General features: G+C 51.0%; 24 protein-coding genes. 23 read left to right on the plus strand and 1 reads right to left on the minus strand.

Annotated features, from left to right (window positions below; genetic code table 11):
• The first annotated feature begins 187 nt into the window (after positions 1 to 187).
• From EA58_RS08900 to secF, 6 genes are all read left to right on the plus strand, one after another.
• Positions 188 to 1,306 carry a S1 family serine peptidase gene (locus tag EA58_RS08900; RefSeq protein ID WP_051641973.1) on the plus strand — a complete coding sequence of 373 codons (1,119 nt, stop codon included), beginning with the start codon at positions 188 to 190 and terminating at the stop codon, positions 1,304 to 1,306.
• 113 nt (positions 1,307 to 1,419) lie between these two features.
• On the plus strand, positions 1,420 to 2,472 hold the full coding sequence (gene queA / locus EA58_RS08905; protein WP_036751510.1) for a tRNA preQ1(34) S-adenosylmethionine ribosyltransferase-isomerase QueA: 1,053 nt from the start codon (positions 1,420 to 1,422) through the stop codon (positions 2,470 to 2,472).
• A gap of 204 nt (positions 2,473 to 2,676) precedes the next feature.
• Complete coding sequence (gene tgt / locus EA58_RS08910; protein WP_036751512.1) at positions 2,677 to 3,804, plus strand: tRNA guanosine(34) transglycosylase Tgt; 1,128 nt, start codon at positions 2,677 to 2,679, stop codon at positions 3,802 to 3,804.
• A gap of 21 nt (positions 3,805 to 3,825) precedes the next feature.
• Complete coding sequence (gene yajC, locus EA58_RS08915; RefSeq protein ID WP_036751515.1) at positions 3,826 to 4,161, plus strand: preprotein translocase subunit YajC; 336 nt, start codon at positions 3,826 to 3,828, stop codon at positions 4,159 to 4,161.
• A 25-nt stretch (positions 4,162 to 4,186) separates the two neighbouring features.
• Positions 4,187 to 6,031, plus strand: coding sequence for a protein translocase subunit SecD (gene secD, locus EA58_RS08920; protein ID WP_081819598.1), 1,845 nt, complete (start codon positions 4,187 to 4,189; stop codon positions 6,029 to 6,031).
• 12 nt (positions 6,032 to 6,043) lie between these two features.
• Positions 6,044 to 6,991 (plus strand): protein translocase subunit SecF, encoded by a 948-nt coding sequence (secF, locus tag EA58_RS08925; protein ID WP_036751519.1) that lies wholly within the window; start codon positions 6,044 to 6,046, stop codon positions 6,989 to 6,991.
• Between the two features lie 109 nt (positions 6,992 to 7,100).
• On the opposite strand, the gene suhB is transcribed toward secF, so the two are convergent.
• Positions 7,101 to 7,901 (minus strand): inositol-1-monophosphatase, encoded by an 801-nt coding sequence (gene suhB, locus EA58_RS08930; RefSeq protein WP_036751521.1) that lies wholly within the window; start codon positions 7,899 to 7,901, stop codon positions 7,101 to 7,103.
• 189 nt (positions 7,902 to 8,090) lie between these two features.
• Here suhB and trmJ point away from each other — a divergent pair, with 189 nt between their 5' ends.
• The 17 genes from trmJ to hisS all read left to right on the plus strand — a co-directional run bounded on the left by trmJ (position 8,091) and on the right by hisS (position 23,822).
• Positions 8,091 to 8,822 (plus strand): tRNA (cytosine(32)/uridine(32)-2'-O)-methyltransferase TrmJ, encoded by a 732-nt coding sequence (trmJ, locus tag EA58_RS08935; RefSeq protein WP_036751523.1) that lies wholly within the window; start codon positions 8,091 to 8,093, stop codon positions 8,820 to 8,822.
• A gap of 110 nt (positions 8,823 to 8,932) precedes the next feature.
• A complete protein-coding gene (iscR, locus tag EA58_RS08940) occupies positions 8,933 to 9,439 on the plus strand; it encodes a Fe-S cluster assembly transcriptional regulator IscR (protein ID WP_036751526.1) in 507 nt (168 codons plus the stop codon).
• A gap of 31 nt (positions 9,440 to 9,470) precedes the next feature.
• On the plus strand, positions 9,471 to 10,685 hold the full coding sequence (locus tag EA58_RS08945) for an IscS subfamily cysteine desulfurase (RefSeq protein WP_036751527.1): 1,215 nt from the start codon (positions 9,471 to 9,473) through the stop codon (positions 10,683 to 10,685).
• 32 nt (positions 10,686 to 10,717) lie between these two features.
• Positions 10,718 to 11,104, plus strand: a complete 387-nt coding sequence (gene iscU / locus EA58_RS08950) for a Fe-S cluster assembly scaffold IscU (protein WP_036751529.1) — start codon at positions 10,718 to 10,720, stop codon at positions 11,102 to 11,104.
• Positions 11,105 to 11,124: 20 nt separating this feature from the next.
• A complete protein-coding gene (gene iscA, locus EA58_RS08955; RefSeq protein WP_036751531.1) occupies positions 11,125 to 11,448 on the plus strand; it encodes an iron-sulfur cluster assembly protein IscA in 324 nt (107 codons plus the stop codon).
• An 81-nt stretch (positions 11,449 to 11,529) separates the two neighbouring features.
• Positions 11,530 to 12,045, plus strand: coding sequence for a co-chaperone HscB (gene hscB / locus EA58_RS08960; protein WP_036751533.1), 516 nt, complete (start codon positions 11,530 to 11,532; stop codon positions 12,043 to 12,045).
• 42 nt (positions 12,046 to 12,087) lie between these two features.
• Entirely contained in the window at positions 12,088 to 13,941 is a 1,854-nt protein-coding gene (hscA, locus tag EA58_RS08965; protein ID WP_036751535.1) for a Fe-S protein assembly chaperone HscA, read from the plus strand.
• A gap of 2 nt (positions 13,942 to 13,943) precedes the next feature.
• The gene (gene fdx, locus EA58_RS08970) at positions 13,944 to 14,282 is read left to right on the plus strand and encodes an ISC system 2Fe-2S type ferredoxin (RefSeq protein WP_036751536.1); all 339 of its coding nucleotides are present in this window, start codon (positions 13,944 to 13,946) and stop codon (positions 14,280 to 14,282) included.
• 82 nt (positions 14,283 to 14,364) lie between these two features.
• Entirely contained in the window at positions 14,365 to 14,565 is a 201-nt protein-coding gene (iscX, locus tag EA58_RS08975) for a Fe-S cluster assembly protein IscX (protein ID WP_036751538.1), read from the plus strand.
• A gap of 398 nt (positions 14,566 to 14,963) precedes the next feature.
• Positions 14,964 to 16,253, plus strand: coding sequence for an aminopeptidase PepB (gene pepB / locus EA58_RS08980; RefSeq protein ID WP_036751540.1), 1,290 nt, complete (start codon positions 14,964 to 14,966; stop codon positions 16,251 to 16,253).
• A gap of 72 nt (positions 16,254 to 16,325) precedes the next feature.
• On the plus strand, positions 16,326 to 17,603 hold the full coding sequence (gene pepB, locus EA58_RS08985; protein ID WP_036751543.1) for an aminopeptidase PepB: 1,278 nt from the start codon (positions 16,326 to 16,328) through the stop codon (positions 17,601 to 17,603).
• 59 nt (positions 17,604 to 17,662) lie between these two features.
• Positions 17,663 to 18,091 (plus strand): nucleoside-diphosphate kinase, encoded by a 429-nt coding sequence (gene ndk, locus EA58_RS08990; protein WP_036751546.1) that lies wholly within the window; start codon positions 17,663 to 17,665, stop codon positions 18,089 to 18,091.
• Positions 18,092 to 18,331: 240 nt separating this feature from the next.
• On the plus strand, positions 18,332 to 19,453 hold the full coding sequence (rlmN, locus tag EA58_RS08995) for a bifunctional tRNA (adenosine(37)-C2)-methyltransferase TrmG/ribosomal RNA large subunit methyltransferase RlmN (protein ID WP_036751548.1): 1,122 nt from the start codon (positions 18,332 to 18,334) through the stop codon (positions 19,451 to 19,453).
• 91 nt (positions 19,454 to 19,544) lie between these two features.
• A complete protein-coding gene (gene pilW / locus EA58_RS09000) occupies positions 19,545 to 20,312 on the plus strand; it encodes a type IV pilus biogenesis/stability protein PilW (protein WP_051641978.1) in 768 nt (255 codons plus the stop codon).
• Positions 20,302 to 21,303, plus strand: coding sequence for a cytoskeleton protein RodZ (rodZ, locus tag EA58_RS09005; RefSeq protein WP_036751550.1), 1,002 nt, complete (start codon positions 20,302 to 20,304; stop codon positions 21,301 to 21,303). Before pilW ends, rodZ begins: the two co-directional genes overlap by 11 nt.
• A 14-nt stretch (positions 21,304 to 21,317) precedes the next feature.
• Complete coding sequence (gene ispG / locus EA58_RS09010) at positions 21,318 to 22,433, plus strand: flavodoxin-dependent (E)-4-hydroxy-3-methylbut-2-enyl-diphosphate synthase (RefSeq protein ID WP_036751552.1); 1,116 nt, start codon at positions 21,318 to 21,320, stop codon at positions 22,431 to 22,433.
• A 120-nt stretch (positions 22,434 to 22,553) separates the two neighbouring features.
• Positions 22,554 to 23,822: a histidine--tRNA ligase gene (hisS, locus tag EA58_RS09015; protein ID WP_036751554.1), complete on the plus strand. Its 1,269-nt coding sequence runs from the start codon at positions 22,554 to 22,556 to the stop codon at positions 23,820 to 23,822.

The raw sequence follows: 23,822 nt of genomic DNA on the forward strand, positions 1-23,822 counted from the left end.
AAGGAGTACACTGTACTCATTGCCTTCAAGTTGTCTGATGATGGCTCACTGAGCTTTACCGCCTTGTGGCTTTGGCGGTGATGTACAGGGCTTCGCAAATTTAACCCGGATTATCAGTTATGCAACAATTGCTGAAAATCGCAGGGTTTTATAATTAAGCCACTGTCTTTGAAGAGGGGATGCAGTGATGAAGGCCCCTGTCGCTATCTGTCTGTTTTATCTCTGTAGTTTCTTGTCGTTCACTTCTTTGCCTGCACATGCGCAGGCTGAATCGAGTACACAGGATGAACAGGCGCCTCAAGCAACAGCAAGAATAATTGGCGGTATTTTCACGCAAGCAGGGGAGTTGCCCTGGCAGGCTTTTGTGAGAATCGATTTTTCCGAAAATGGCACGGAGGCATACCAGTGCGGCGGTGTCGTCATTGATCAGGAAACCGTGCTGACGGCGGCACATTGCATGGTGAATGCTGGCCGGATGGCGACTCCCCAGCATGTTCGGGTGTGGGCTGGGATTACTTCCCTGGAAAATGCAAGCAACCAGAACATGACACCGGTGAGTACCATTGTCGTCCATCCCAATTACAACAGCAGTAATTTTCACCATGACATCGCTATCATTCGTCTGGCGATGAGTTTACCTCCCAGGGCAATTCCGCTTCGAATTGCGTCGATAGGCACGCAGCAGCGGGCCGATACGGAGTTTGCCAACACCTGGGTTGTGAACGGGGCGCGGCCTGCTAATTTACTGGTCAGTGGCTGGGGCAGTGTTGTCCCCGGAAATGACCGCGGTGTCATCCTTCTCAAGCAAACCTTGTTGTCTGGCGTGCCAGACCGAAGTTGTGATGCGTTGTGGGGGAGTACAGTTTATCCGCAGGTGTACAGCTTGTTTGTTTGCGCTGGCCCACCGACACCGGAACTCTACCGGGATAGTTGCTTTGGGGACTCCGGTGGCCCGCTGGTCTGGCGGGATCCACAGGCGAGCAGTGATCCGGATTTTGGTCTTCGTTTAGTGGGACTGGTCAGCTTTGGCGAAGGATGTGCGGGCAATCTGCCCGGGGTTTATACGCAGGTTTCCACTTACCTGAGCTGGATCGATTCTGTGCTCGGAAGTGGTTTCAACCCTACGCCGGCTTCCGTGTTTACGACGAATCCGTTTCTACAGGATTACAGTCGAGCGGGGCTGGAGGATTTTGGAACCCGAACGAACAATGGGAGTGACGGTGGTGGCAGCGTTTCACTGTTTGTTTTGTTTGCGTTGCTATGGCTGGTGTTCCGACGTTTTTCTGACGGAATACGCATGGATTGATTGGCGAGTTCTCGGCTAAGCCGGATAGAAATCATTTCATCCCATTTCAGCAGGCTTGATATTGCAGTGTGGCAGCCTATACTAGCTGCCTGCTGTAATTTAGGGCCTAAAAAATGCAAGTTTCAGATTTTCACTTTGACCTTCCCGATGAATTGATTGCACGTTACCCGCAACCTGAGCGCTCTGCGAGCCGTCTGCTGCAACTGAACGGTAATAGCGGCGATGTGCAGCATCAATCGTTTAAAAATGTGTTGGATCTGGTACAGCCTGGTGACTTGCTGGTCTTTAACAATACCCGTGTGATTCCTGCCCGTATGTTTGGTCGTAAAGCCAGCGGCGGAAAGCTGGAAGTGCTGGTCGAGCGACTGCTGGATGACAAAAGTATTCTGGCCCATGTTCGTGCATCGAAAGCACCAAAACCGGGAACACAGTTGCTGCTGGGTGAAAACGATGAGTTTGAGGCTGAAATGGTCGCCCGACACGATGCCTTGTTTGAAATTCGTTTCAACAGTGCACTGACGGTTCTGGAGATTCTGGAAACAGTCGGGCATATGCCGCTACCGCCTTATATTGATCGTCCGGATGAAGAGGCGGATAAAGAGCGCTATCAGACGGTTTACAATGCAAAACCGGGGGCAGTTGCTGCGCCAACAGCCGGGTTGCACTTCGATGATCAGCTGCTGGCGGATATCAAAGCGAAAGGGGTTGAGTTTGCTTTCGTCACCCTGCATGTTGGTGCGGGAACCTTCCAGCCAGTTCGTGTTGATGATATTCACGATCACCACATGCATGCCGAGTACGTTGAAGTACCGCAGGACGTGGTGGATGCAATCAAAGCCACCCGTGAGCGCGGCGGACGTGTGATTGCGGTCGGGACGACCTCGGTTCGGTCGCTGGAAAGTGCGGCACAGGATGCCCTGAAGCAAGGCACTGAGCTGGTGCCGTTTTTCGGTGATACCGATATCTTCATTTTCCCCGGCTATGAATTCCAGCTGGTGGATGTGCTGATTACGAACTTCCACTTACCGGAATCGACGCTGATTATGCTGGTGAGCGCGTTTGCCGGTTATGAGCACACTATGAATGCGTATCAACAGGCTGTGGCGCAAAAGTACCGTTTCTTCAGCTACGGCGACTCGATGTTTATTCATCGCCGTCAGGCTTAAGCGGGCAAATTCCAGCTGTCGGGCACAGTGTCGTGTCTGTTTTGCGGATAATCCGAACTTTTTGATGAATTCACTGTCTGGCTTCGTGCCGGACAGTTTGCGATCTCGCTGAGATCAACGGTGCATCAGGCGAGAGTCCTTTTGCATGTATCTTGGGTCAACTGACCTGAATGTCAGACTGTTTCTCTGGCAATTGGAGGCTTTGTGAAATTTGAATTAGATAAATCTCTGGGACGTGCACGTCGTGGCCGTCTGGTTTTTGAGCGCGGCACTGTCGAAACCCCAGCTTTTATGCCAGTGGGAACTTACGGCACTGTGAAGGGCATGACGCCGGAAGAAGTGAAAGAGACTGGCGCACAAATTCTGCTGGGGAATACCTTCCACCTGTGGTTGCGTCCGGGCCAGGAAGTGATGAAACTGCATGGCGATCTGCATGACTTTATGCAGTGGCAGGGGCCAATCCTGACCGACTCAGGCGGTTTCCAGGTGTTCAGTCTGGGTGATATCCGTAAGATCACGGAAGAAGGCGTACATTTCCGTAACCCGGTGAATGGCGACAAGATTTTCATGGATGCCGAGAAATCGATGGAAATTCAGTACGACCTGGGTTCAGATGTTGTGATGATTTTCGACGAGTGTACGCCTTACCCGGCAACGCACGAAGAAGCGAAGCAATCGATGGAAATGTCACTGCGCTGGGCGAAACGCAGTCGGAATCATTTCGACAAACTGGAAAATAAAAACGCGCTGTTCGGCATTGTTCAGGGTGGCGTGTATGAAGATCTGCGCGATGTGTCTGTGAAAGGTCTGACTGAAATCGGCTTTGACGGCTACGCTGTCGGTGGCCTGGCAGTGGGTGAGCCGAAAGAAGACATGCACCGTGTGCTGGAACACACCTGTCCGCAATTACCGGAAGATAAGCCACGTTACCTGATGGGTGTGGGTAAACCGGAAGACTTGGTCGAAGGTGTTCGCCGCGGGATCGACATGTTTGACTGTGTGATGCCAACCCGTAACGCACGAAACGGCCACCTGTTTGTCACGGGCGGTGTGATCAAGATCCGTAATGCGAAACATAAAACGGATACAAGTCCACTGGATCCGCATTGTGACTGTTACACTTGTCGCAACTACTCGAAGGCGTATCTGTATCACCTGGATAAATGTAATGAAATTTTGGGTGCACGCCTTAATACAATCCATAACTTACGTTACTATCAGCGTTTGATGGAAAGCATTCGTCAGGCGATTGAAGAAGATCGTTTCGACGCATTTGTAGAAGAGTTCTACGCGCGCCGGAACCGCGAAGTTCCACCATTGAAAGACGTTTAACAATAACGAGGACGTGAATAAATGAGTCTTTTTATTTCTCAGGCACACGCAGCTGCCGAAGGCGCACCACAAGGTGGTGGCATGCAGCTGTTTATTATGCTGGCCCTGTTTGCGGTCATTTTCTACTTTATGATTTACCGTCCGCAGGCGAAACGTGTGAAAGAGCACAAGAACCTGATGGCTTCAATGGGTAAAGGGGATGAAGTGCTGACCAACGGTGGTCTGGTTGGCAAGATCACGAAAGTGTCAGAAGAAAATGATTACATTGTGATCGCACTGAATGACACCACTGAAGTGACAATCAAGAAAGATTTCGTTTCTGCGGTTCTGCCAAAGGGCACAATGAAATCTCTGTAATTTATGGCTTTGAAGGATCTTCTCAGTGTTAAACCGGTATCCCTTGTGGAAGAACCTGATGGTGGTGTTCGCACTGCTGATCGGTTTGCTTTATGCGCTTCCCAATGTGTTCGGTGAAGATCCAGCGATCCAAATCTCCGGGGCGCGTGGCGCCTCGGTAGAGATGTCCTCGCTGGATAAGGTGACCGAGCAACTTAATCAAGATAATCTCTCCTATAAATCTGTCGCATTCGAAAACGGGGCTATTCTGGTCCGCTTCAAAGACACTGAGACTCAAATCAGTGCCCGCGATTTACTGAATCAATCTCTTGGCGACAACTATGTTGTTGCATTGAACCTGGCACCATCCACACCGAAATGGCTGGAAAGCCTGGGTGCATCACCAATGAAACTGGGTCTGGACCTGCGCGGCGGCGTGCACTTCCTGATGGAAGTGGATATGGATGCTGCGATGGAAAAACTGATGACTCAGCAGGAAGACACTTTCCGTTCTGAGCTTCGTGAAGCCCGTATCCGTTACCGTGCAATCAGTGTCAAAGACAATGGCGTAGAAATTCGTCTGCGTAACGATGAGCAGGTTCAGCAAGCGAAGCGTGAGCTGTCGAAGCTTCATCCGGACATGCAGTTCATTGAAGGCAGTGGTTTTGCATTGAAAGCCAGCTTCAGTGACGCCCGGATGCAGGAAATCCGCAATTATGCTGTGGCTCAGAATATTACTATTTTGCGTAACCGTGTGAATGAGCTGGGTGTGGCAGAGCCGCTGGTTCAGCGCCAGGGTGCAAACCGCATTGTGGTTGAATTGCCGGGTGTTCAGGATACGGCACGCGCGAAAGAAATTTTGGGTGCAACGGCAACACTGGAATTCCGCGAAGTGGATAGCAGTACTGATCTGGCCGCAGCCGCCTCTGGTCGGGTACCGCCGGGCAGCGAGATGAAGCTTTCCCGTGATGGAAACCCTGTCGTGCTGAAAAAACGTGTGATTCTTGAAGGTTCACACATCACAGATGCCAGCTCCAGCAATGATGAATATGGCCGTCCGCAGGTGAATATTTCACTGGATAGTGAAGGCGGTAACAAGATGACGGCTTTCTCACGGAACAATGTGGGTAAGCTGATGGCAACGCTGTTTATTGAATATAAAGACAGCGGCAAGCGTTCTCCGGAAGGGAAAGTGATTCTGGAGAAGCATGAAGAAGTCATCAATCAGGCAACTATTCAGACAGCACTGGGCCGTAACTTCCGGATTACCGGCATTGATACGCAGGCTGAAGCGCACAATCTGGCACTGTTACTGCGTGCGGGTGCCCTGATTGCACCGATCTCAATTGTGGAAGAGCGGACCATTGGCCCGTCTATGGGTCAGCAGAACATCGACATGGGTATCCAGGCTTGTATCTGGGGCATGATTGCGGTGATGTTGTTTACCCTGATTTACTATCGTAAGTTCGGTCTGATTGCTAACCTGGCACTGGCAATGAACCTGGTGCTCATCATTGGTGTTATGTCGATGATCCCGGGTGCGACCATGACCTTGCCAGGGATTGCCGGTATCGTTCTGACGGTCGGTATGGCGGTGGATGCCAACGTGCTGATTTTTGAACGGATCCGTGAAGAAATTCGCGAAGGTCGCAGTCCGCAACAGGCAATTCAGCAGGGTTATGCGAATGCGTTCAGCACCATTGCGGATGCCAACATTACGACGCTGATCACCGCGATTATTCTGTTCGCTGTGGGGACTGGGGCCATTAAAGGCTTCGCGGTCACCCTGTCGATCGGTATTCTGACCTCTATGTTTACTGCGATTGTAGGCACCCGGATGCTGGTGAACCTGCTGTATGGCGGTAAGCGTATCGATAAGCTGTCGATCTAAGGAGACGCTGACATGTTTCAAATCTTGAAAGCGGATAAAGTGATCGACTTTATGCGTTGGTCGAAACTGGCCTTCGTTCTGTCTGCGGTGATGATCACTGCGTCTATTGGCGTGGTTGTGACCAAAGGGATGAACTGGGGGCTGGACTTCACTGGCGGAACGCTGATTGAAGTTGGCTTTGAGCAGCCAGCTGAACTGGGCAAGATCCGTGATTCGCTGGAAGCAGCGGGCTTTGGTGATGCCGTCGTGCAGAACTTCGGCACGGCTCGTGATGTGATGGTTCGTCTTCAGCCGCGTGAAGGCGTTGCCGGTGAAACATTGGGAAATCAAATCCTGGATGCACTGCGTGACGGAACGCACCAGAACGTCGAAATGCGCCGGATTGAGTTTGTTGGCCCGAATGTGGGCGACGAGCTGGCTGAAGCTGGCGGTCTGGCAATTCTGGTCTCTCTGATCTGTATTCTGCTGTATGTATCGATTCGTTTTGAGTGGCGTCTGGCTGCCGGTGCGGTTCTGGCGCTGGCCCATGACGTGATCATTACCGTGGGTATTTTCTCACTGATGCAGATTGAAGTGGATCTGACCATTGTTGCAGCCTTGCTGACGGTTGTGGGTTACTCACTCAACGACACCATCGTTGTCTTCGACCGGATTCGTGAGAACTTCCGGAAAATGCGTAAGGGTGGTCCGGCTGAAGTGATGAACAGTTCGATTACTCAGACCTTAAGCCGTACCCTGATCACATCGGGGACGACATTGTTTGTGGTGATTGCCCTGTTCATGAAAGGCGGAACCATGATCCATGGCTTTGCCGCTGCATTGCTGATTGGTATTACCGTCGGTACTTATTCTTCTATTTACGTGGCTTCTGCACTGGCGCTGAAACTGGGGATCACCCGTGAGCACCTGATGCCGCCTCAAGTGGAAAAAGAAGGTGCAGAGTTCGACGCAATGCCTTAACTGATTCGGTGGCCTGAAAAATTCAGGTTATCGTGTGAGTTTGAGCTGAATAAAAAAGCCCCGGCAAATGATGCCGGGGCTTTTGTTTGTGAGTCAGTCAGTGTCAGACTTACTTGTTCAGTGCTTCACTGCCGTGTTCACGGATTTTAGTCAGGATTGGTTTCACGACGCGAACGTTTCCTGCAACAATGTTTCCTGAAGTCAGGTAATTGGTATTCCCAGTGAAGTCGGTGCAAATCGCGCCAGCTTCGCGGGCAATCAGTTCGCCTGCTGCCATTTCCCAAGGCTTCTGACCCAGCTTAAATACGCCGTCGACACGGCCCGCTGCCAGGTAACACAGATCCAGTGATGTGGAACCAGACTGACGCATGTCGTCACATTCAACAAACATGGCATGCTGGATTTTTGCAAAACTTTCCGCGTGTTGCTTTGCAGCGAACGGCAGGCTGGTTGCCAGAATTGTGCCGGTCAGATTACGAGGCTGAGAAGCACGGATACGCTGACTGTTCAGCTGTGCGCCGGAACCACGGGTTGCAGTGAACAGTTCGTTACGGGAAGGGTCGTATACAGCAGCAATTTCAGTGCGGCCGCGCATACGCAGGGCAACAGAAATCGCAAAGTGCGGTAAGCCGCGAACGAAGTTTTGAGTGCCATCCACTGGGTCGATGATCCATTGACATTCTTTGTCTCGGCCTTCTTTGGTGCCGGACTCTGCACCGACGATGCAGTGATCAGGATAAGACTTCAGAATGGTATCGATAATGATAGCTTCTGCTTCTTTGTCGATATTCGTGACAACGTCGTTGCCTTTTTTACTGACTTCAATGCCTTGTGGTTTTTCTAAAGACTTAGCGACATGGTCACCGGCTTTACGAACAGCACGGATCGCGATATTTAGCATCGGATGCATAGGATCTTCCCAACGGATGTTAAAGAACTAAAAAGCGGCGGCGAGTATATCAGAGCCTGTGCAAAAAGGAAGTGGTTATTTTTTGCCCGGAACTCGTCAGCTCAGTCTCTTTTACAATGTTTTCCCCACTTTATAGCAGGCTGTGCTAGAATCCCCCGGTTTTGGAATCAGAGTTGGAAACACGCTTTCATGTTAGAGCAAATTCGCGTGGTACTGGTGGGCACATCCCATTCAGGCAATATTGGTTCGGCGGCTCGCGCCATGAAAGTGATGGGCCTGAGTGAACTGGTCTTAGTGGAACCTGCCTGCGAAATTGATGGTCAGGCCATTGCGTTGGCTGCAGGTGCTGCAGATATCGTTGAGAATGCCCGGATTGTGAATAGCCTGGATGAAGCGATTGCTGATTGTGGATTGGTGGTTGGTTCCAGCGCACGTTCCCGAACTTTAGAATGGCCTCAATTGAACCCACGAGAGTGTGGCATTCAGGTGATTCAGGAAGCAGCCTCTCGCCCAGTCTCCTTACTTTTTGGGCGTGAGCGGACTGGACTCACCAATGAAGAGCTGCAAAAATGCCATTGTCATGTGTACATTCCTGCCAATCCTGAGTACAGCTCGCTGAACCTGGCGATGGCGGTACAGACAATCAGTTATGAAGTACGCATGGCTTATCTGGAGAAAGAAACGCAGGTATTTCCGCCGGTTTCACAGCCAGAGTACCCAAGGACAGAGGAACTTGAGCGGTTCTTTGACCATCTGCATGAGGTCATGGAACAGACACAGTTCATCAGTAACCGTTCCGGCATGGTCATGGCGAAACTTCGTCGCCTTTTTGTGCGAGCCAGGCCGGAAGAGCAGGAGCTGAATATCCTGCGCGGTGTCCTGTCTTCGGTACAAAAATCCCTTGCTGGATTGAAAAAATAGCTTGTGAATAAACAGGATAAAACCTGACTAATTTACTCAGGTATATACTTGACCAATTTAGTCAGGTATGCGACACTGCTGCCATAGATTCAAATTGGTAGCGGTGTGTTATGAGATTGACATCAAAAGGACGGTATGCAGTGACGGCCATGTTAGACGTCGCTCTGCATTCTCAGGAAGGTCCAGTCCCTCTGGCTGATATTTCAGAACGTCAGGGGATATCACTGTCTTATTTGGAGCAGTTATTTGCTCGCTTGCGTAAAGCCGGTCTGGTTGCGAGTGTACGCGGTCCCGGCGGTGGTTATCGTTTGGGTGATGATGCGAACCAGATTGCAGTCGGAACTGTGATTGCTGCCGTTGATGAGTCTGTCGATGCTATGAAATGCCATGGTAAAGGAGACTGTCAGGGAGGCGTCCGTTGCCTGACTCATACGCTCTGGCATGATCTCAGCACCCGTATCAGTGATTTCCTGAATAATATCACCCTGGGTGAACTGATGCAGGATAATGACGTACTTGAGATTTCAGACCGTCAGGAACAACGCATTCAGAAGTCGTCATTTGGACATAAGAATACACACGACAGCGCCACTATAGGTGTCGATGTTCGCTCCTAGCGCCCAGCGGCCCGTGTTTTTGGAGATGAAGATGAAACTGCCAATATATTTTGATTATTCCGCTACTTGCCCTGTAGACCCACGTGTTGCTGAAAAAATGATGCAATGCCTGACCATGGACGGAAACTTCGGTAACCCGGCTTCCCGTTCACACCGTTTTGGCTGGCAGGCTGAAGAAGCTGTAGATACAGCCCGCGAGCAAGTGGCTGATCTGCTGAATGCTGATCCACGTGAGATTGTGTTTACTTCAGGTGCGACGGAATCTGATAACTTGGCGATTAAAGGTGTGGCGAACTTCTACTCGAAGAAAGGGAAGCACATCATTACCTGCAAAACCGAACACAAAGCTGTATTGGACCCTTGTCGCCAACTGGAGCGTGAAGGCTTCGAAGTCACTTACCTGGAACCTGAATCGAACGGTCTGATTGACCTGGCGAAGCTGCGTGATGCCATTCGTGAAGACACGATTCTTGTATCGATCATGCATGTGAACAACGAAATTGGTGTGATTCAGGATATCACTGCGATTGGTGAAATTTGCCGTGAAAATGGCGTGATTTTCCATGTGGATGCTGCGCAATCTGCGGGTAAGCTGCCAATCGATGTTCAGGAAATGAAAGTTGACCTGATCTCACTGTCTGGACACAAAATTTACGCCCCGAAAGGCATTGGCGCACTGTATGTACGCCGTAAGCCACGTATCCGTCTGGAAGCTCAGATGCACGGTGGTGGTCACGAGCGTGGTATGCGTTCCGGTACGCTGGCAACGCACCAAATCGTGGGTATGGGCGAAGCGTTCCGTATCGCGAAAGAAGAAATGGAACAGGATCGTCAGCATGCGTTAGCTCTGCGTAACCGCCTGCTGGATGGTGTGAAAGATATCGAAGCCATGACAGTGAATGGTGATCTTGAACAGCGTTTGCCAAACAACCTGAACATCAGCTTTGCCTTTGTTGAAGGTGAGTCTCTGCTGATGGCGCTGAAAGATCTGGCCGTGTCTTCTGGTTCTGCCTGTACTTCAGCAAGTCTGGAACCTTCTTATGTGCTGCGTGCACTGGGTCTGGATGATGAACTGGCACATAGCTCAATCCGTTTCTCTTTCGGTCGATTCACAACGGAAGAAGAAGTAGACTACGCAATTTCGCAAATCCGTACCGCAGTCGAAAAACTGCGTGAGATGTCACCGCTTTGGGATATGTACAAAGAGGGAATCGATCTGAACACAGTTGAGTGGGCGCACCACTAAGTTGCCGTCTGCACGAATTCGAGGAAACTACCATGGCATATAGTGACAAAGTAATTGATCATTATGAGAACCCGCGTAACGTGGGCTCATTTGACAAGAATGACAAAAACGTCGGTAGCGGTATGGTCGGTGCACCAGCCTGTGGCGACGTGATGAAGCTGCAAATCAAGGTATCTGATGAGGGTATTATTGAAGATGCACGTTTTAAAACTTATGGTTGTGGTTCTGCAATCGCATCCAGCTCTCTGATTACCGAGTGGGTAAAAGGGAAGACGCTGGACGAAGCTGCTGCGATTAAAAACTCTGCGATTGCAGAAGAGCTGGAACTGCCTCCTGTGAAGGTACACTGCTCGATTCTGGCTGAGGATGCTATCAAGGCAGCAGTCAGCGATTACAAAAAGAAACATCCAAGCAATTAATGAAATAAGGGTTGTTGTTTATGGCCATTACCATCACTGAAGCGGCAGCGGATCGTGTCTCTGCTTTTCTGGAAAATCGAGGCAAAGGCATTGGCCTGCGTCTGGGTGTTCGTACCTCAGGATGCTCTGGTATGGCCTATGTCCTCGAGTTTGTTGATGAACTCGACGAGGGTGATCAGGTGTTTGAGCAATACGGTGTGAAAGTTATCATCGATGCCAAGAGTCTGGTGTACCTGGAAGGCACTGAGCTGGATTTCGCCAAAGAAGGTTTGAATGAAGGCTTCAAGTTTAACAACCCGAATGTCTCCAGTGAGTGTGGATGTGGTGAAAGCTTCCACGTCTAAGATTTGCTGAGAGCAAGGCATTGCCGGGGCGCGGACAATCTGCACCGCGCCTTTTGCTTGTAAACCAATATCAGACGCCATATGAATCATTTCGAACTCTTCGGGCTACCTTTCCAGTTTGAATTGGACGGTAGCCTTCTTGCCACTCGCTTCCGTGAATTGCAGCGCCATTTCCACCCGGATAATTTTGCGACCGCTTCTGAGCGCGATCGACTGATGTCGGTTCAGAAAGCTGCGCAGATCAATGATGCTTTCCAGACTCTGAAAAACCCGGTCAGCCGTGCTGAATATATGCTGGCTGAAAATGGTGTGGATATTCGCGCTGAACAGCAAACACTGCAAGATCCAGAATTTCTGATGCAACAGATGGAGTTGCGTGAGGCGCTGGAAGAGATCCCTGATGCCGATGACCCGCATGCCGCGCTGTTCGATTTTGATCAGCAAGCCGTGAATTTGCACAAAGCCCAGCTTGCTGAACTGCAAGCGCTGCTGGAAGCCGGTGAATGGGAATCTGCAGCAGATGCAGTCAGAAAATTGAAATTCATTGATAAGCTGCGTCACGAAGTCGAGCGTCTGGAAGAAACCCTGTTCGACTGATTTTTTGAAACATGACCCGCTAAAAAGCCCACAGGATGGATAATGGCACTGTTACAGATTGCTGAACCCGGTCAAAGTGCTGCACCGCATGAACATAAACTGGCGGTGGGGATTGATCTGGGGACAACCAACTCACTCGTTGCTGCTGTACGTAGCGGCGTGGCTGAGACGCTGCCTGATGAGCAAGGCAAATCAATTCTGCCGTCTGTCGTTCATTATGACGAACAGATGATTCGCGTCGGCGAAGCTGCCAGACAATTGGCACAGCAAGATCCGGCGAACACGATTATTTCTGTGAAACGGATGATGGGACGTTCACTGGAAGATATCCAGCAGCGTTATCCGAATTTGCCTTATCAGTTTGAGGCTTCAGAGTCAGGCCTGCCTCAACTGGTCACTCGTCGCGGCAAGGTCAACCCGGTTCAGGTTTCCGCAGAGATCCTGAAACACCTGAGTGAACGTGCGAAAGCAACGCTGGGTGGCGATCTGGAAGGGGTTGTTATTACCGTTCCTGCTTATTTTGACGATGCACAACGTGCAGGAACCAAAGATGCGGCGGCACTGGCTGATCTGAAAGTCCTGCGCTTGCTGAATGAACCGACGGCTGCAGCGATTGCTTATGGTCTGGATTCTGGCCAGGAAGGCGTGATTGCGGTTTACGATCTGGGCGGCGGTACCTTTGATATCTCAATTCTCCGCTTGTCGAAAGGTGTGTTTGAAGTACTGGCGACCGGCGGTGATACAGCACTGGGTGGCGATGACTTCGACCACCTGCTGGCCGACTGGATTCTGGCACAAAGCGGCCATAGTGTGGCGCTGACAGCTTCTGAGCGTCGTGCACTGCATGATGTCTCGACCGCAGCAAAAATTGCACTGACGGATCAGGACAGTGCCGAGATCGACGTCCTGGGCTGGCAGGGAAAAATTACCCGTGCAGAGTTTGACGCCCTGATTCAGTCGCTGGTGAAAAAGACGTTGATGTCTTGTCGTCGTGCTGTGAAAGATGCCGGTATTGAGTTGGATGAAGTGATTGAAACCGTCATGGTTGGCGGTTCGACCCGTGTGCCGCTGGTGCGTGATATGGTCGGGGACTTTTTTGGCAAAACGCCGCTGACTTCAATTGATCCGGATAAAGTCGTCGCGATTGGTGCAGCAATTCAGGCCGATATTCTGGCAGGTAATAAACCTGATGCTGAGATGCTGCTGCTGGATGTTATTCCGCTGTCTCTTGGCATTGAAACCATGGGTGGCATGATTGAAAAAATCATTCCACGCAATACCACAATTCCCGTCGCGCGTGCCCAGGAGTTCACCACGTTTAAAGATGGCCAGACTGCGATGTCTGTTCATGTGGTCCAAGGGGAGCGCGAGATGGTTGCAGACTGCCGTTCTCTGGCCCGCTTTACTTTGCGTGGTATCCCAGCGATGGCTGCCGGTGCAGCGCATGTGCGTGTCACCTATCAGGTCGATGCCGATGGTTTATTGTCGGTCACGGCCATGGAAAAAAGTTCTGGCGTTCAGTCGTCGATTCAGGTGAAACCTTCTTACGGCCTGACGGATAACGAGATTGCCAGTATGATTCGTGATTCCATGACTCACGCTCGGGAAGATAAAGATGCGCGGGCATTGGCTGAGCAACGAGTGGAAGCCGACCGTGTTCTTGAGGGATTGATCTCTGCGCTGGCTGCTGACGGGGAGCAATTGCTGTCGAAAGCTGAGCGTGATGCACTGGAAGCTGTCATGATGGAGCTGGTTCAATTACGCCAGGGCGATGACCCGCATGCGATTGAAGCCGGTATTAAGAAAACAGATAAAGCGAGCCAGGATTTTGCTGCGCGCCGGATGGATAAATCCATTCGGGAGGCCCTGGCCGGTCATTCGATTGATGAGGTTTAGGCATGCCTAAAATTGTTGTACTACCCCATGTAGAACTTTGCCCTGAGGGCGCAGTGCTGGAAGCTGAAACTGGCGAAACTGTGCTGGATGTTGCGCTGCGAAACGGCATTGGCATCGAGCATGCCTGTGAGAAGTCCTGTGCTTGTACCACTTGTCATGTCATCATCCGGGAAGGCTTTGATTCTCTGGAAGAGAGTGAAGAGCAGGAAGATGACATGCTGGACAAAGCCTGGGGTCTGGAGCCTGAGTCTCGTCTGGGCTGTCAGGCGAAAGTTGCAGATGAAGATTTGGTGGTCGAAATTCCTCGTTACACCATCAATCTGGCCAGCGAAAACCATTGATCCTTTCGCCCGCTGTCGTCCGGCAGCGGGCTTGCTACACTCTATGTACTTCCTTTTATCCATCAGTTAATGCAGGTGAATCATGGGACTGAAGTGGATCGATTCAAGAGAAATTGCCCTCGCGCTGATTGACGCCCATCCGGATGTTGATCCGCAACAGATTCATTTTGTGGATTTACGCGACTGGATTCTGGCATTAGATGAATTCGACGACGATCCTGCACACTGTGGTGAAAAAGTGCTGGAAGCGGTACAAATGTGTTGGATGGAGGAAATGGACTGATTGTTATTGCAACAATAGTCGATCATTCTCTTAATCTTGCTGCAAATGTCTTGTTTATTTGTCACTTTAACGGCAAGGTAAAGCAATCGCTTATTTTTGTTCGTGCAGACCGGGAAAGTGTCTGTAAGGACCATAGCTATATGGCGGACCCTGGGTTGAACAGCTACCCTTTCAGGTCCGCTTTGTTGTATTTTCGCATTGCTTCTCTTGCATCTTGTCAGACTATCCCTATGTTCGGGAGCATTCGTGTGACCAAAGCGGAACAGGTCTGGCAGATGAGGTCTGCGGAGAAATCTGCTTCATCGTAACGCAGAGCATTCAGAGTCAGACGCTCTGAAGTCATAAGCATGCGCCCCTGAGTGGTGAACGCTCAGCGGGAAACATTCAAGGAGTTATTCATGTCTGCCACTATGTCAGTCTTCCTGACTCAAGACGCTGCTGCAGAACAGTGGGGTGAGAATGCCCTGGTGTCTTACACTGCTGACGGCGTACAAATTCACGTTACCAATGATGATGTGCTCAATATAATTCAGCGTGCGGGACGTACGCTAGATGGACAGGGCATCAAACAAGTCAGCCTGAGTGGCGATGAGTGGGATGTAGAAACGATCTGGGCCTTCATTCAGGGCCACCGAAATGCCAAGCCGGGTAATCATGTGAGCTGGCCTGCGCTGGAAGAGGCGGAAGAAGCTGAATTACAGGCGCGCCTGACTGCCACGAACTGGGTTCGTGACATTATCAACCAGAGTGCTGAGGTCGTGAATCCGTCTCATCTGGCGAATCGTGCCGGTGAGTTCGTGAAATCACTGGCCCCGGATCACGTGACCTACAAAGTCATCAAAGGTAATGACCTGCTGGATGAAGGCTGGGTGGGGATTCATACGGTTGGCCGTGGCTCTGAACGCTCGCCAGCAATGCTGATTCTGGACTACAACCCAACGGGTAATGATGAAGCCCCTGTATTTGCCTGTCTGGTCGGGAAAGGGATTACCTTTGACTCCGGCGGTTACAGCATTAAGCCTTCGGGTGGCATGTCTGCGATGAAAGCTGACATGGGCGGTTCAGCGATGGCGACGGGTGGCCTGGCACTGGCAATTGCTCGTGGTGTGCAGAAACGAATCAAGCTGATCCTGTGCTGTGCAGAAAATATGATCTCAGGCCGTGCATTTAAGCTGGGTGATATCATCACCTACAAAAATGGCAAAACGGTTGAAATTCTCAATACCGATGCAGAAGGCCGTCTGGTGCTTGCTGATGGTCTGATTTATGCCAGCACGCAGAAGCCTGAATTGATTATTGATTGCGCGACCCTGACAGGTGCGGCGAAAAATGCACTGGGGAATGATTATCACGCGCTGTTCAGCTTCGATCACGGCATGGCGCAGAAAGCGCTGATCGCCGCCAGCGAAGAGCATGAAGGCATGTGGCCACTGCCACTGGGTGAACATCATCGCCGTATGATGCCGTCTGGTTTCGCTGATCTGGCCAATATTTCATCCGGTGACTTTACTCCGGGTGCCAGCACAGCCGCCGCCTTCCTGTCGTACTTTGTGGAAGATTACAAAAAAGGCTGGCTGCACATTGACTGCAGTGGCACTTACCGTAAGTCAGCCAGCGACAAATGGGGCGTTGGTGCGACCGGTATGGGTGTTCGGACACTGGCGAACATCCTGACTCAGGATATTTAATTTCGCGTTTTGGATATTTATGACGCACAACCGGTTCGCCTGTTGTGCGTTTTCAACTTAGGGACTACGAATATGCTTACGGTATTGCTATCTGCCGAACCTTCTCAGGGCGTTTGGGGTGAGAAGGCACTGGTTTCTTATCAGCAGGAAAGTGCTGTGCTTCATTATCAGGGCGATTTCGTCCTGCGTCGGATTCAACAGGCAGCACGCCAGCTGTCGGCTCAGGGTGTTTCACAAGTGAGCCTGAGCGGTGAAGGCTGGAGCTATGAGCGTCAGTGGGCATTCTATTGCGGTTTTGTTGCCCCGCGTAAATCGGTTGAAGTGCAGTGGGCATCTCAGGATGAAGATGAACTGGAATTGCTGAACGCACGTCGCCGCAGTGCGGAATGGGTGCGCCAGGTCGTGAACGCGACGCCAGAAGATATGTACCCGGAAAAACTGGCACAGGACGCAGTCGCGTTTCTGGAAGGCGTTGCCGGAGACAAGATCACACATGATGTGCTGGTTGGCGATGCACTGCTCTCTGAAGGCTGGGTTGGCACGCATAGTGTTGGCCGTGCCAGCAGCCGTCCACCGGTGATGCTGACCCTGGATTACAACCCGACTGGAGATGCAGACGCACCGATTCATGCTTGCCTGGTGGGCAAAGGAATCACTTTTGATTCAGGTGGTTACAGCATTAAGCCAAGTGCCGGTATGGTCGCCATGAAATGTGATATGGGTGGTGCCGCGACCGTGACAGCAGCGCTGGCCTATGCCATTGAGCAGGGACTGAACAAGCGAGTCAAACTGGTTCTGTGTTGTGCAGAAAACATGATTGCCGGTAATGCTTACAAGCTGGGTGATATTCTGACCTATAAGAACGGCCTGACTGTTGAAATCTTCAATACTGATGCGGAAGGTCGTCTGGTGCTGGCAGATGGTCTGCTCAAGGCCAGTGAAATGAAAGCGCCGCTGATCATTGATGCGGCAACGCTGACCGGTGCGGCCATGATGGCTGTTGGTACAGATTACAACGCGATTTTCTCAATGCAGCCTGAGCTGTTGCGTAAAGCACAGCAGTTGTCTGAACTGGTGAATGAACCAGCCTGGCCGTTACCACTGGAGAAATGGCACCAGAATAACTGTCCGTCTGACTATGCTGATACGGGCAACAGCCGTGCTGTGAAAGGTGGCGGTATGGGCGGCGCTTCGAATGCAGCGGCTTTTCTGTCCCGATTTGTCAGTGATGACAGCTGTTGGGTGCACTTTGACTTAGCGTCTTGCTTCCGTGACGGTGCCGATGCTCGCTGGGCAGCAGGCGCTACGGGTCTTGGGGTAGCGAATATTGCGGCGTTGCTGTTACAGTAAGGGCCAGAGGGCAGGGAAGCCTGCCCGCCTGAAGTGAACCGAAGATAAGGAATATAAGAATGACAATTGAACGTACCTTCTCAATTGTGAAACCTGACGCCGTCGGCCGTAACCAGATCGGCGCGATTTACCATCGAATGGAAAGTGCGGGTCTGACAATTGTTGCTGCCAAAATGCTGCGTCTGACTGAGCAACAGGCTCAGGGCTTTTATGCAGAGCACGAAGGCAAACCTTTTTATGAGCCACTGATTGAGTTCATGACTTCTGGTCCTGTGATGGTTCAGGTACTGGAAGGGGAGAGCGCGATCACCCGTTATCGTGAACTGATGGGGAAAACCAATCCGGAAGAAGCTGCGTGTGGCACATTGCGTGCAGATTATGCGGAAAGTACACGTCTGAATGCCGTTCATGGTTCAGACAGTCCGGAGTCGGCAGCGCGTGAAATTGCTTATTTCTTCTCTGACGATGAAATCTGCTCGCGTAGCTAATGCGAACCTGGGTACCAACTGATGAACGGGAAGCCTGGCTTCCCGTTTTTTTATGGCGTCGCAACTGTGCCTGTGTCGGCTAAGCTGATCAGAGGTGCTGAAGCGGAACCAAGCGCGCAAAAGTGGAAACGCAGCGATAAAGTCTGTACAATTTCGCGCCTTGAATCTCCCCGCTGTTTGGACACCACGTCCGGGTAGGCAGGGCGCAGGATCTGTCATTTTTTAGTGAGGCGACAACCGATGACGAATGTCAAAATCAATCTACTGGATTTCGATCGCGAAGGACTGCGGCAGTATTTTGCCGATGAGCTGGGCGAAAAAGCCTTCCGTGCGGATCAGGTCATGAAGTGGATGTATCATTTCGGTTGTGACGACTTCGATCAGATGACCAACATCAATAAGAAGCTACGCGAAAAATTGAAAGCGGTGGCTGAGATCCGCGCACCTTATGTTTCTGAAGCACAGCACTCGTCTGACGGTACGATTAAGTGGGCGATGCGTGTGGGAGATCAGGATGTAGAAACGGTGTATATCCCGGAAGATGACCGTGCAACCTTGTGTGTGTCTTCTCAGGTGGGATGTGCGCTGGACTGTAAATTCTGTTCTACTGCGCAGCAGGGTTTCAACCGTAACCTGAAAGTTTCTGAAATCATTGGTCAGGTCTGGCGTGCTGCCAAAGAGATCGGTGTTGAGAAAGAAACGGGCCGCCGTCCAATTACCAATGTGGTGATGATGGGGATGGGCGAACCGTTACTGAACATGAAAAACCTGATCCCGTCACTGAATATCATGCTGGACGATCTGGGTTTCGGTCTGTCTAAACGTCGTGTGACGGTTTCTACCTCTGGTGTCGTTTCCGGTCTGGAACAGATGATCGGCAAGGTTGATGTCGCACTGGCTATCTCTCTGCATGCAGGCAATGATCAGCTGCGTTCTGAAATTATGCCGATTAACGACAGATACAATATCGATACTTTCCTGGATGTCGTTCGCCGTTACATCGCGTCTTCGAATGCGAACCGAGGGAAAGTGACCGTTGAATACATTTTGCTGGATCATGTCAATGACAGTATGGATCAGGCCCGTGAGCTGGCACATACGCTGAAAGACACCCCGGCGAAAATCAACCTGATTCCATTTAACCCGTATCCGGGGTCGCCTTACCGGAAGCCAAGTAATTCGCGAATTGACCGTTTCATGAAAACGCTGATGGAATATGATTTCACTGTGACGGTGCGGAAGACCCGGGGTGACGATATTGACGCAGCCTGCGGCCAGTTGGTCGGTGATGTGATTGACCGCACAAAACGTACCCTGGCAAAGCAAGCGAAAGGTGAACCAATTCCGGTCAAAGCAGTCTGATAATAAAGTCAGCATAGACCCGAGTCATCTCAAACTGACCGGATTCAGTGACCACTTGGTCAAGCTCAAAGGAAGTGAGCAGGGAGTTGTCATGGGACGCTGGATGTACCCAAGCGCAAGCGGCATATTAGCCGCTTGTTTTTTAACTGGCTGTGTGACAATGGATTCAGCTGTCACGCACCGAACCGTGGATCCTGTTGTGGCCGCGGATGCAAGAATCACCCTCGGATTAGGTTATCTGGAGCGTGGTCAGTGGCAAAGAGCGCATGTCAATTTACAGAAAGCGCTGGATGTTGCGCCTGATCATCCCAGAGCACTGCTTACAATGGCACATTATTATCAGCAGGTGGGTGAAAATCGTTCGGCTGAAGCGCTCTATGTCCGGGCTTTGCAAGAATCGCCAAAAAATGGCGATGTGCTTAATAACTATGGTGTATTCTTGTGTAGTGAAGCCCGTTATGATGAAGCCATCACGGTTTTTGACCGCGCCGTCTCACAACCGGATTATTTTCAGATCGCAAGCAGCTTTGAAAATGCTGCTTTATGCCGTCTGAAACAAGGGAATGCGACGCAGGCTGCGGACTATTTCAATAAAACACTGGATCATGACCCTTTTCGGCCGCTTTCGATGTTACAACTGGCAAAGTTAGAGCTCAAAGATGGGGAATATCAGAAGGCGGATGACAGACTGACCGCATTCAGCCAGCGGTATGGAGAAACTGCTGATAGTCTTATTCTTAAAATTCAGTCGTCAAGCCAGAGCGGTCGCCTTGATCAGGTGAAAAAATATGCCGAATTGTTACGACAACAATTTCCTGATTCTCAGCAATATCAGAATTATCTAGCCAATGAATACTGAACAGAACGAAGAACGAGTAACGGAAGACGTCATTCGTCCCGGAGACATGCTACGTCAGGCACGCGAGCAGCTTGGCTACTCTCAGAAGGATGTGGCCAGCCGTCTGCGCCTGCGGGTGTCTGTGATTGATGACATTGAACAAAACCGATTTGATGAAGCGCAAATGGCCACGTTCACCCGTGGTTATGTTCGCTCTTATGCAAAATTTGTCGGCCTGGACGTTAATGAAATCCTGAACAAACTGGAAAGTTTTGGTCAGGGACAGCCACAGGCCCAGACCATGCATAGTTTCTCCCGTAAAACCAAGCGTGAAAAACATGACAGCCGTATAATGGGGCTGACCTGGATTTTTGGTGCCATTATTGTTGGGATGACCGCTGCCTGGTGGTGGCAGACAGAGCAGAAGACAGAGCCACCAGTGATTTCAGAGCAACAGACCTCGGGTACACAGCCGCTGGATGAATCACTGGCCGGTACTTCGGATGAAATGGCTGGCTCTCTGAGCAGTGACGATGTCAGTGCCATTGCAGAAGGAACCAGTCAGTCTGAAGCCGTGAATTCGGTTGGCGAGGAATACAGCAGCAATGCAGTGGCTGATGATGAGCTGCCTCTGAACACCTTTGACGAAGCGGTGCAGGGGGCGGGTCAAGACACACCCGTCAGTCGCATGAGCGAGGGAACCGAAGGCGGGTTATTGGAGGACGCCAATGCATTGCTGTCGGTTGATTCTGTATCCGCGGAAGTGGCGCAGGTTCCAGATTTGAAACTGACTTTTAACGGTGACTGCTGGATTGATATTCGTGATGCCAACGGCAAGCAGCTTGAAACCGGGATTAAAACTTCCGGCGATGTGATATCGCTGGATGGTAAGGCACCGTTTAAGATAGTGCTCGGCGCGCCGAGTGTTGTTACAATGAGCTTCAAAGGTGAACCAGTTGATCTGAGCGGCTTTCCGGCCGGCAAAGTGGCCCGGTTGAAGTTGCCGTTGTAAACAGAGAATGAAAGATGCATAACGAGTCCCCGATTAAACGCCGCCCTTCAACCCGAATTTATGTGGGTAAGGTACCCATTGGTGATGGTGCACCAATTGCCGTGCAGTCCATGACCAACACCCGAACCACAGATGTCGAGGCGACGGTTGCGCAAATTCGTGCACTGGAAAAGGTCGGCGCTGATATTGTTCGTGTTTCTGTACCGACGATGGATGCGGCAGAAGCCTTTAAGGTGATTAAGCAACAGGTGAACGTCCCCCTGGTGGCAGACATTCACTTTGATTACCGCATTGCCCTGCAAGTGGCGGAATACGGCGTCGATTGTTTGCGGATTAATCCGGGAAATATCGGCCGGGAAGACCGAATCCGTGCCGTTGTTGACTGTGCCCGGGACAAAAATATCCCGATTCGTATTGGCGTGAACGGTGGCTCACTGGAAAAAGATCTGCAGCAAAAGTACGGTGAACCGACACCGGAAGCGCTGGTTGAATCGGCGATGCGTCATGTCGATATTCTGGATCGCCTGAATTTCGATCAGTTTAAAGTCAGTGTGAAAGCCTCTGATGTTTTCCTGGCGGTGGAGTCTTATCGTCGGCTGGCAAAAGAAATCAAACAGCCTTTGCATCTTGGGATCACCGAAGCTGGTGGTGCGCGTGCTGGCGCAGTGAAATCTGCGGTTGGCCTGGGCATGCTGCTGGCAGAAGGGATCGGTGATACGCTGCGTATTTCTCTGGCAGCGGACCCGATTGAAGAAATTAAAGTCGGTTTTGATATTCTGAAATCACTGCGGATTCGTTCCCGCGGCATTAATTTTATTGCCTGCCCGACCTGTTCACGTCAGGAGTTTGATGTGATTGGCACGGTGAACGAACTGGAGCAGCGTCTGGAAGATATCACTGTGCCGATGGATGTTTCGGTGATTGGCTGTGTGGTCAATGGTCCGGGTGAGGCGGAAGTCTCTCATCTTGGTATTGCCGGCGGAAACCGCAAAAGTGCTTTTTATGAAGACGGTGTTCGTCAGAAAGAGCGTTTTGACAACGACAACGTGATCGATCAACTGGAAACCAAAATCCGGGCAAAAGCATCTATGATCGATCTGCGTAACCGCATTGACGTTACCGAAAAGTAACCTTTTCTGTTTTTCTTGCCCCGGAATCCTTCGGGGCAGGTTCACAATGTCCTGCATAACTTATATATTCGGTCTTATATATATTCGAGCTTAATTCCCATCGGTTAATTGAGAATCAACGTGGCGAAACAAATTCAAGCAATTCGAGGCATGAACGACTGCCTCCCGACTCAGACTCCACTTTGGCAGAAAGTGGAAAATACCGCGAAACAGGTTGTTAGCGCTTACGGCTATCGCGAAATTCGTATGCCGATTGTAGAAATGACAAACCTGTTCAAACGAGCGATTGGTGAAGTCACCGACGTGGTTGAGAAGGAGATGTATACCTTCGAAGACCGCAATGGCGACAGTTTGACACTGCGCCCGGAAGGCACAGCCGGTTGTGTTCGTGCCGGGATTGAAAATGGCCTGCTGTACAATCAGGAACAACGCCTGTGGTATATGGGCCCCATGTTTCGCCATGAACGTCCGCAAAAAGGCCGCTACCGCCAGTTTTATCAATTTGGTGTGGAAGTCTTTGGTATTCAGGGACCGGATGTTGATGCTGAGCTGATTATGATGACTGCACGCCTGTGGCGTGAACTCGGCATTGATCAACATGTGCGGCTGGAACTGAACTCTATTGGCTCATCAGAAGCCCGTGCAGCATACCGTGAAGCGCTGGTTGCTTTCCTGGAACAGCATACCGATGTGCTGGATGAAGATTGTAAGCGCCGTATGTACACCAACCCGCTGCGTGTGCTGGACTCGAAAAACCAGGCTGTTCAGGCGATTTTGGCCGACGCGCCGAAACTGTCTGATTATCTGGATGAAGAATCTAAAGCGCATTTTTCTGGTTTGTGTGAACTATTAGACGCTGCGGGTATCGAATACCAGGTAAATGAACGCCTTGTGCGTGGTTTGGATTATTATAACCGTACCGTTTTTGAGTGGATCACCAATAGCCTGGGTGCCCAGGGAACCGTCTGTGGTGGTGGTCGCTATGACGGGATGGTTGAACAGCTGGGTGGCCGTGCGACTCAGGGCGTCGGTTTCGCCATGGGACTGGAACGTCTGGTGCTGATGCTGGAAGAACTGGAACTGACAGACGTTCGCCGCAGTGTGGATGTGTATGTAGTGACGGCTGGTGAAGGCACGCTGATGGCGGGCATGAAGCTGGCAGAGACACTGCGTGAAGCCGTACCGGGACTGCGTGTGATGAATCACTTTGGCGGCGGTAACTTCAAGAAGCAGTTCAAGCGTGCAGATAATGTTGGCGCGGTTGTCGCGCTGGTACTGGGCGAAAACGAAATTGCTGATGGCACTGTGGTAGTGAAAGACCTTCGTGGCGGCGAGCAACAGACTTTGCCTCAGGCAGAGGTTGCGACCAAGCTGGCAGAATTGATTTAA

Origin of the sequence: Photobacterium galatheae (assembly GCF_000695255.1) — a bacterium.
Lineage (GTDB): Bacteria > Pseudomonadota > Gammaproteobacteria > Enterobacterales > Vibrionaceae > Photobacterium > Photobacterium galatheae.

Coding starts and splice junctions, on each gene's coding strand:
- ispG (WP_036751552.1), top strand. CDS start 21,318: ATGCATAACGAGTCCCCGATTAAACGCCGCCCTTCAACCCGAATTTAT.
- trmJ (WP_036751523.1), top strand. CDS start 8,091: ATGTTAGAGCAAATTCGCGTGGTACTGGTGGGCACATCCCATTCAGGC.
- pilW (WP_051641978.1), top strand. CDS start 19,545: ATGGGACGCTGGATGTACCCAAGCGCAAGCGGCATATTAGCCGCTTGT.
- rlmN (WP_036751548.1), top strand. CDS start 18,332: ATGACGAATGTCAAAATCAATCTACTGGATTTCGATCGCGAAGGACTG.
- EA58_RS08945 (WP_036751527.1), top strand. CDS start 9,471: ATGAAACTGCCAATATATTTTGATTATTCCGCTACTTGCCCTGTAGAC.
- yajC (WP_036751515.1), top strand. CDS start 3,826: ATGAGTCTTTTTATTTCTCAGGCACACGCAGCTGCCGAAGGCGCACCA.
- hscB (WP_036751533.1), top strand. CDS start 11,530: ATGAATCATTTCGAACTCTTCGGGCTACCTTTCCAGTTTGAATTGGAC.
- iscA (WP_036751531.1), top strand. CDS start 11,125: ATGGCCATTACCATCACTGAAGCGGCAGCGGATCGTGTCTCTGCTTTT.
- suhB (WP_036751521.1), bottom strand. CDS start 7,901: ATGCATCCGATGCTAAATATCGCGATCCGTGCTGTTCGTAAAGCCGGT.
- EA58_RS08900 (WP_051641973.1), top strand. CDS start 188: ATGAAGGCCCCTGTCGCTATCTGTCTGTTTTATCTCTGTAGTTTCTTG.
- hscA (WP_036751535.1), top strand. CDS start 12,088: ATGGCACTGTTACAGATTGCTGAACCCGGTCAAAGTGCTGCACCGCAT.
- queA (WP_036751510.1), top strand. CDS start 1,420: ATGCAAGTTTCAGATTTTCACTTTGACCTTCCCGATGAATTGATTGCA.
- fdx (WP_036751536.1), top strand. CDS start 13,944: ATGCCTAAAATTGTTGTACTACCCCATGTAGAACTTTGCCCTGAGGGC.
- ndk (WP_036751546.1), top strand. CDS start 17,663: ATGACAATTGAACGTACCTTCTCAATTGTGAAACCTGACGCCGTCGGC.
- iscU (WP_036751529.1), top strand. CDS start 10,718: ATGGCATATAGTGACAAAGTAATTGATCATTATGAGAACCCGCGTAAC.
- pepB (WP_036751543.1), top strand. CDS start 16,326: ATGCTTACGGTATTGCTATCTGCCGAACCTTCTCAGGGCGTTTGGGGT.
- iscR (WP_036751526.1), top strand. CDS start 8,933: ATGAGATTGACATCAAAAGGACGGTATGCAGTGACGGCCATGTTAGAC.
- secF (WP_036751519.1), top strand. CDS start 6,044: ATGTTTCAAATCTTGAAAGCGGATAAAGTGATCGACTTTATGCGTTGG.
- iscX (WP_036751538.1), top strand. CDS start 14,365: ATGGGACTGAAGTGGATCGATTCAAGAGAAATTGCCCTCGCGCTGATT.
- rodZ (WP_036751550.1), top strand. CDS start 20,302: ATGAATACTGAACAGAACGAAGAACGAGTAACGGAAGACGTCATTCGT.
- pepB (WP_036751540.1), top strand. CDS start 14,964: ATGTCTGCCACTATGTCAGTCTTCCTGACTCAAGACGCTGCTGCAGAA.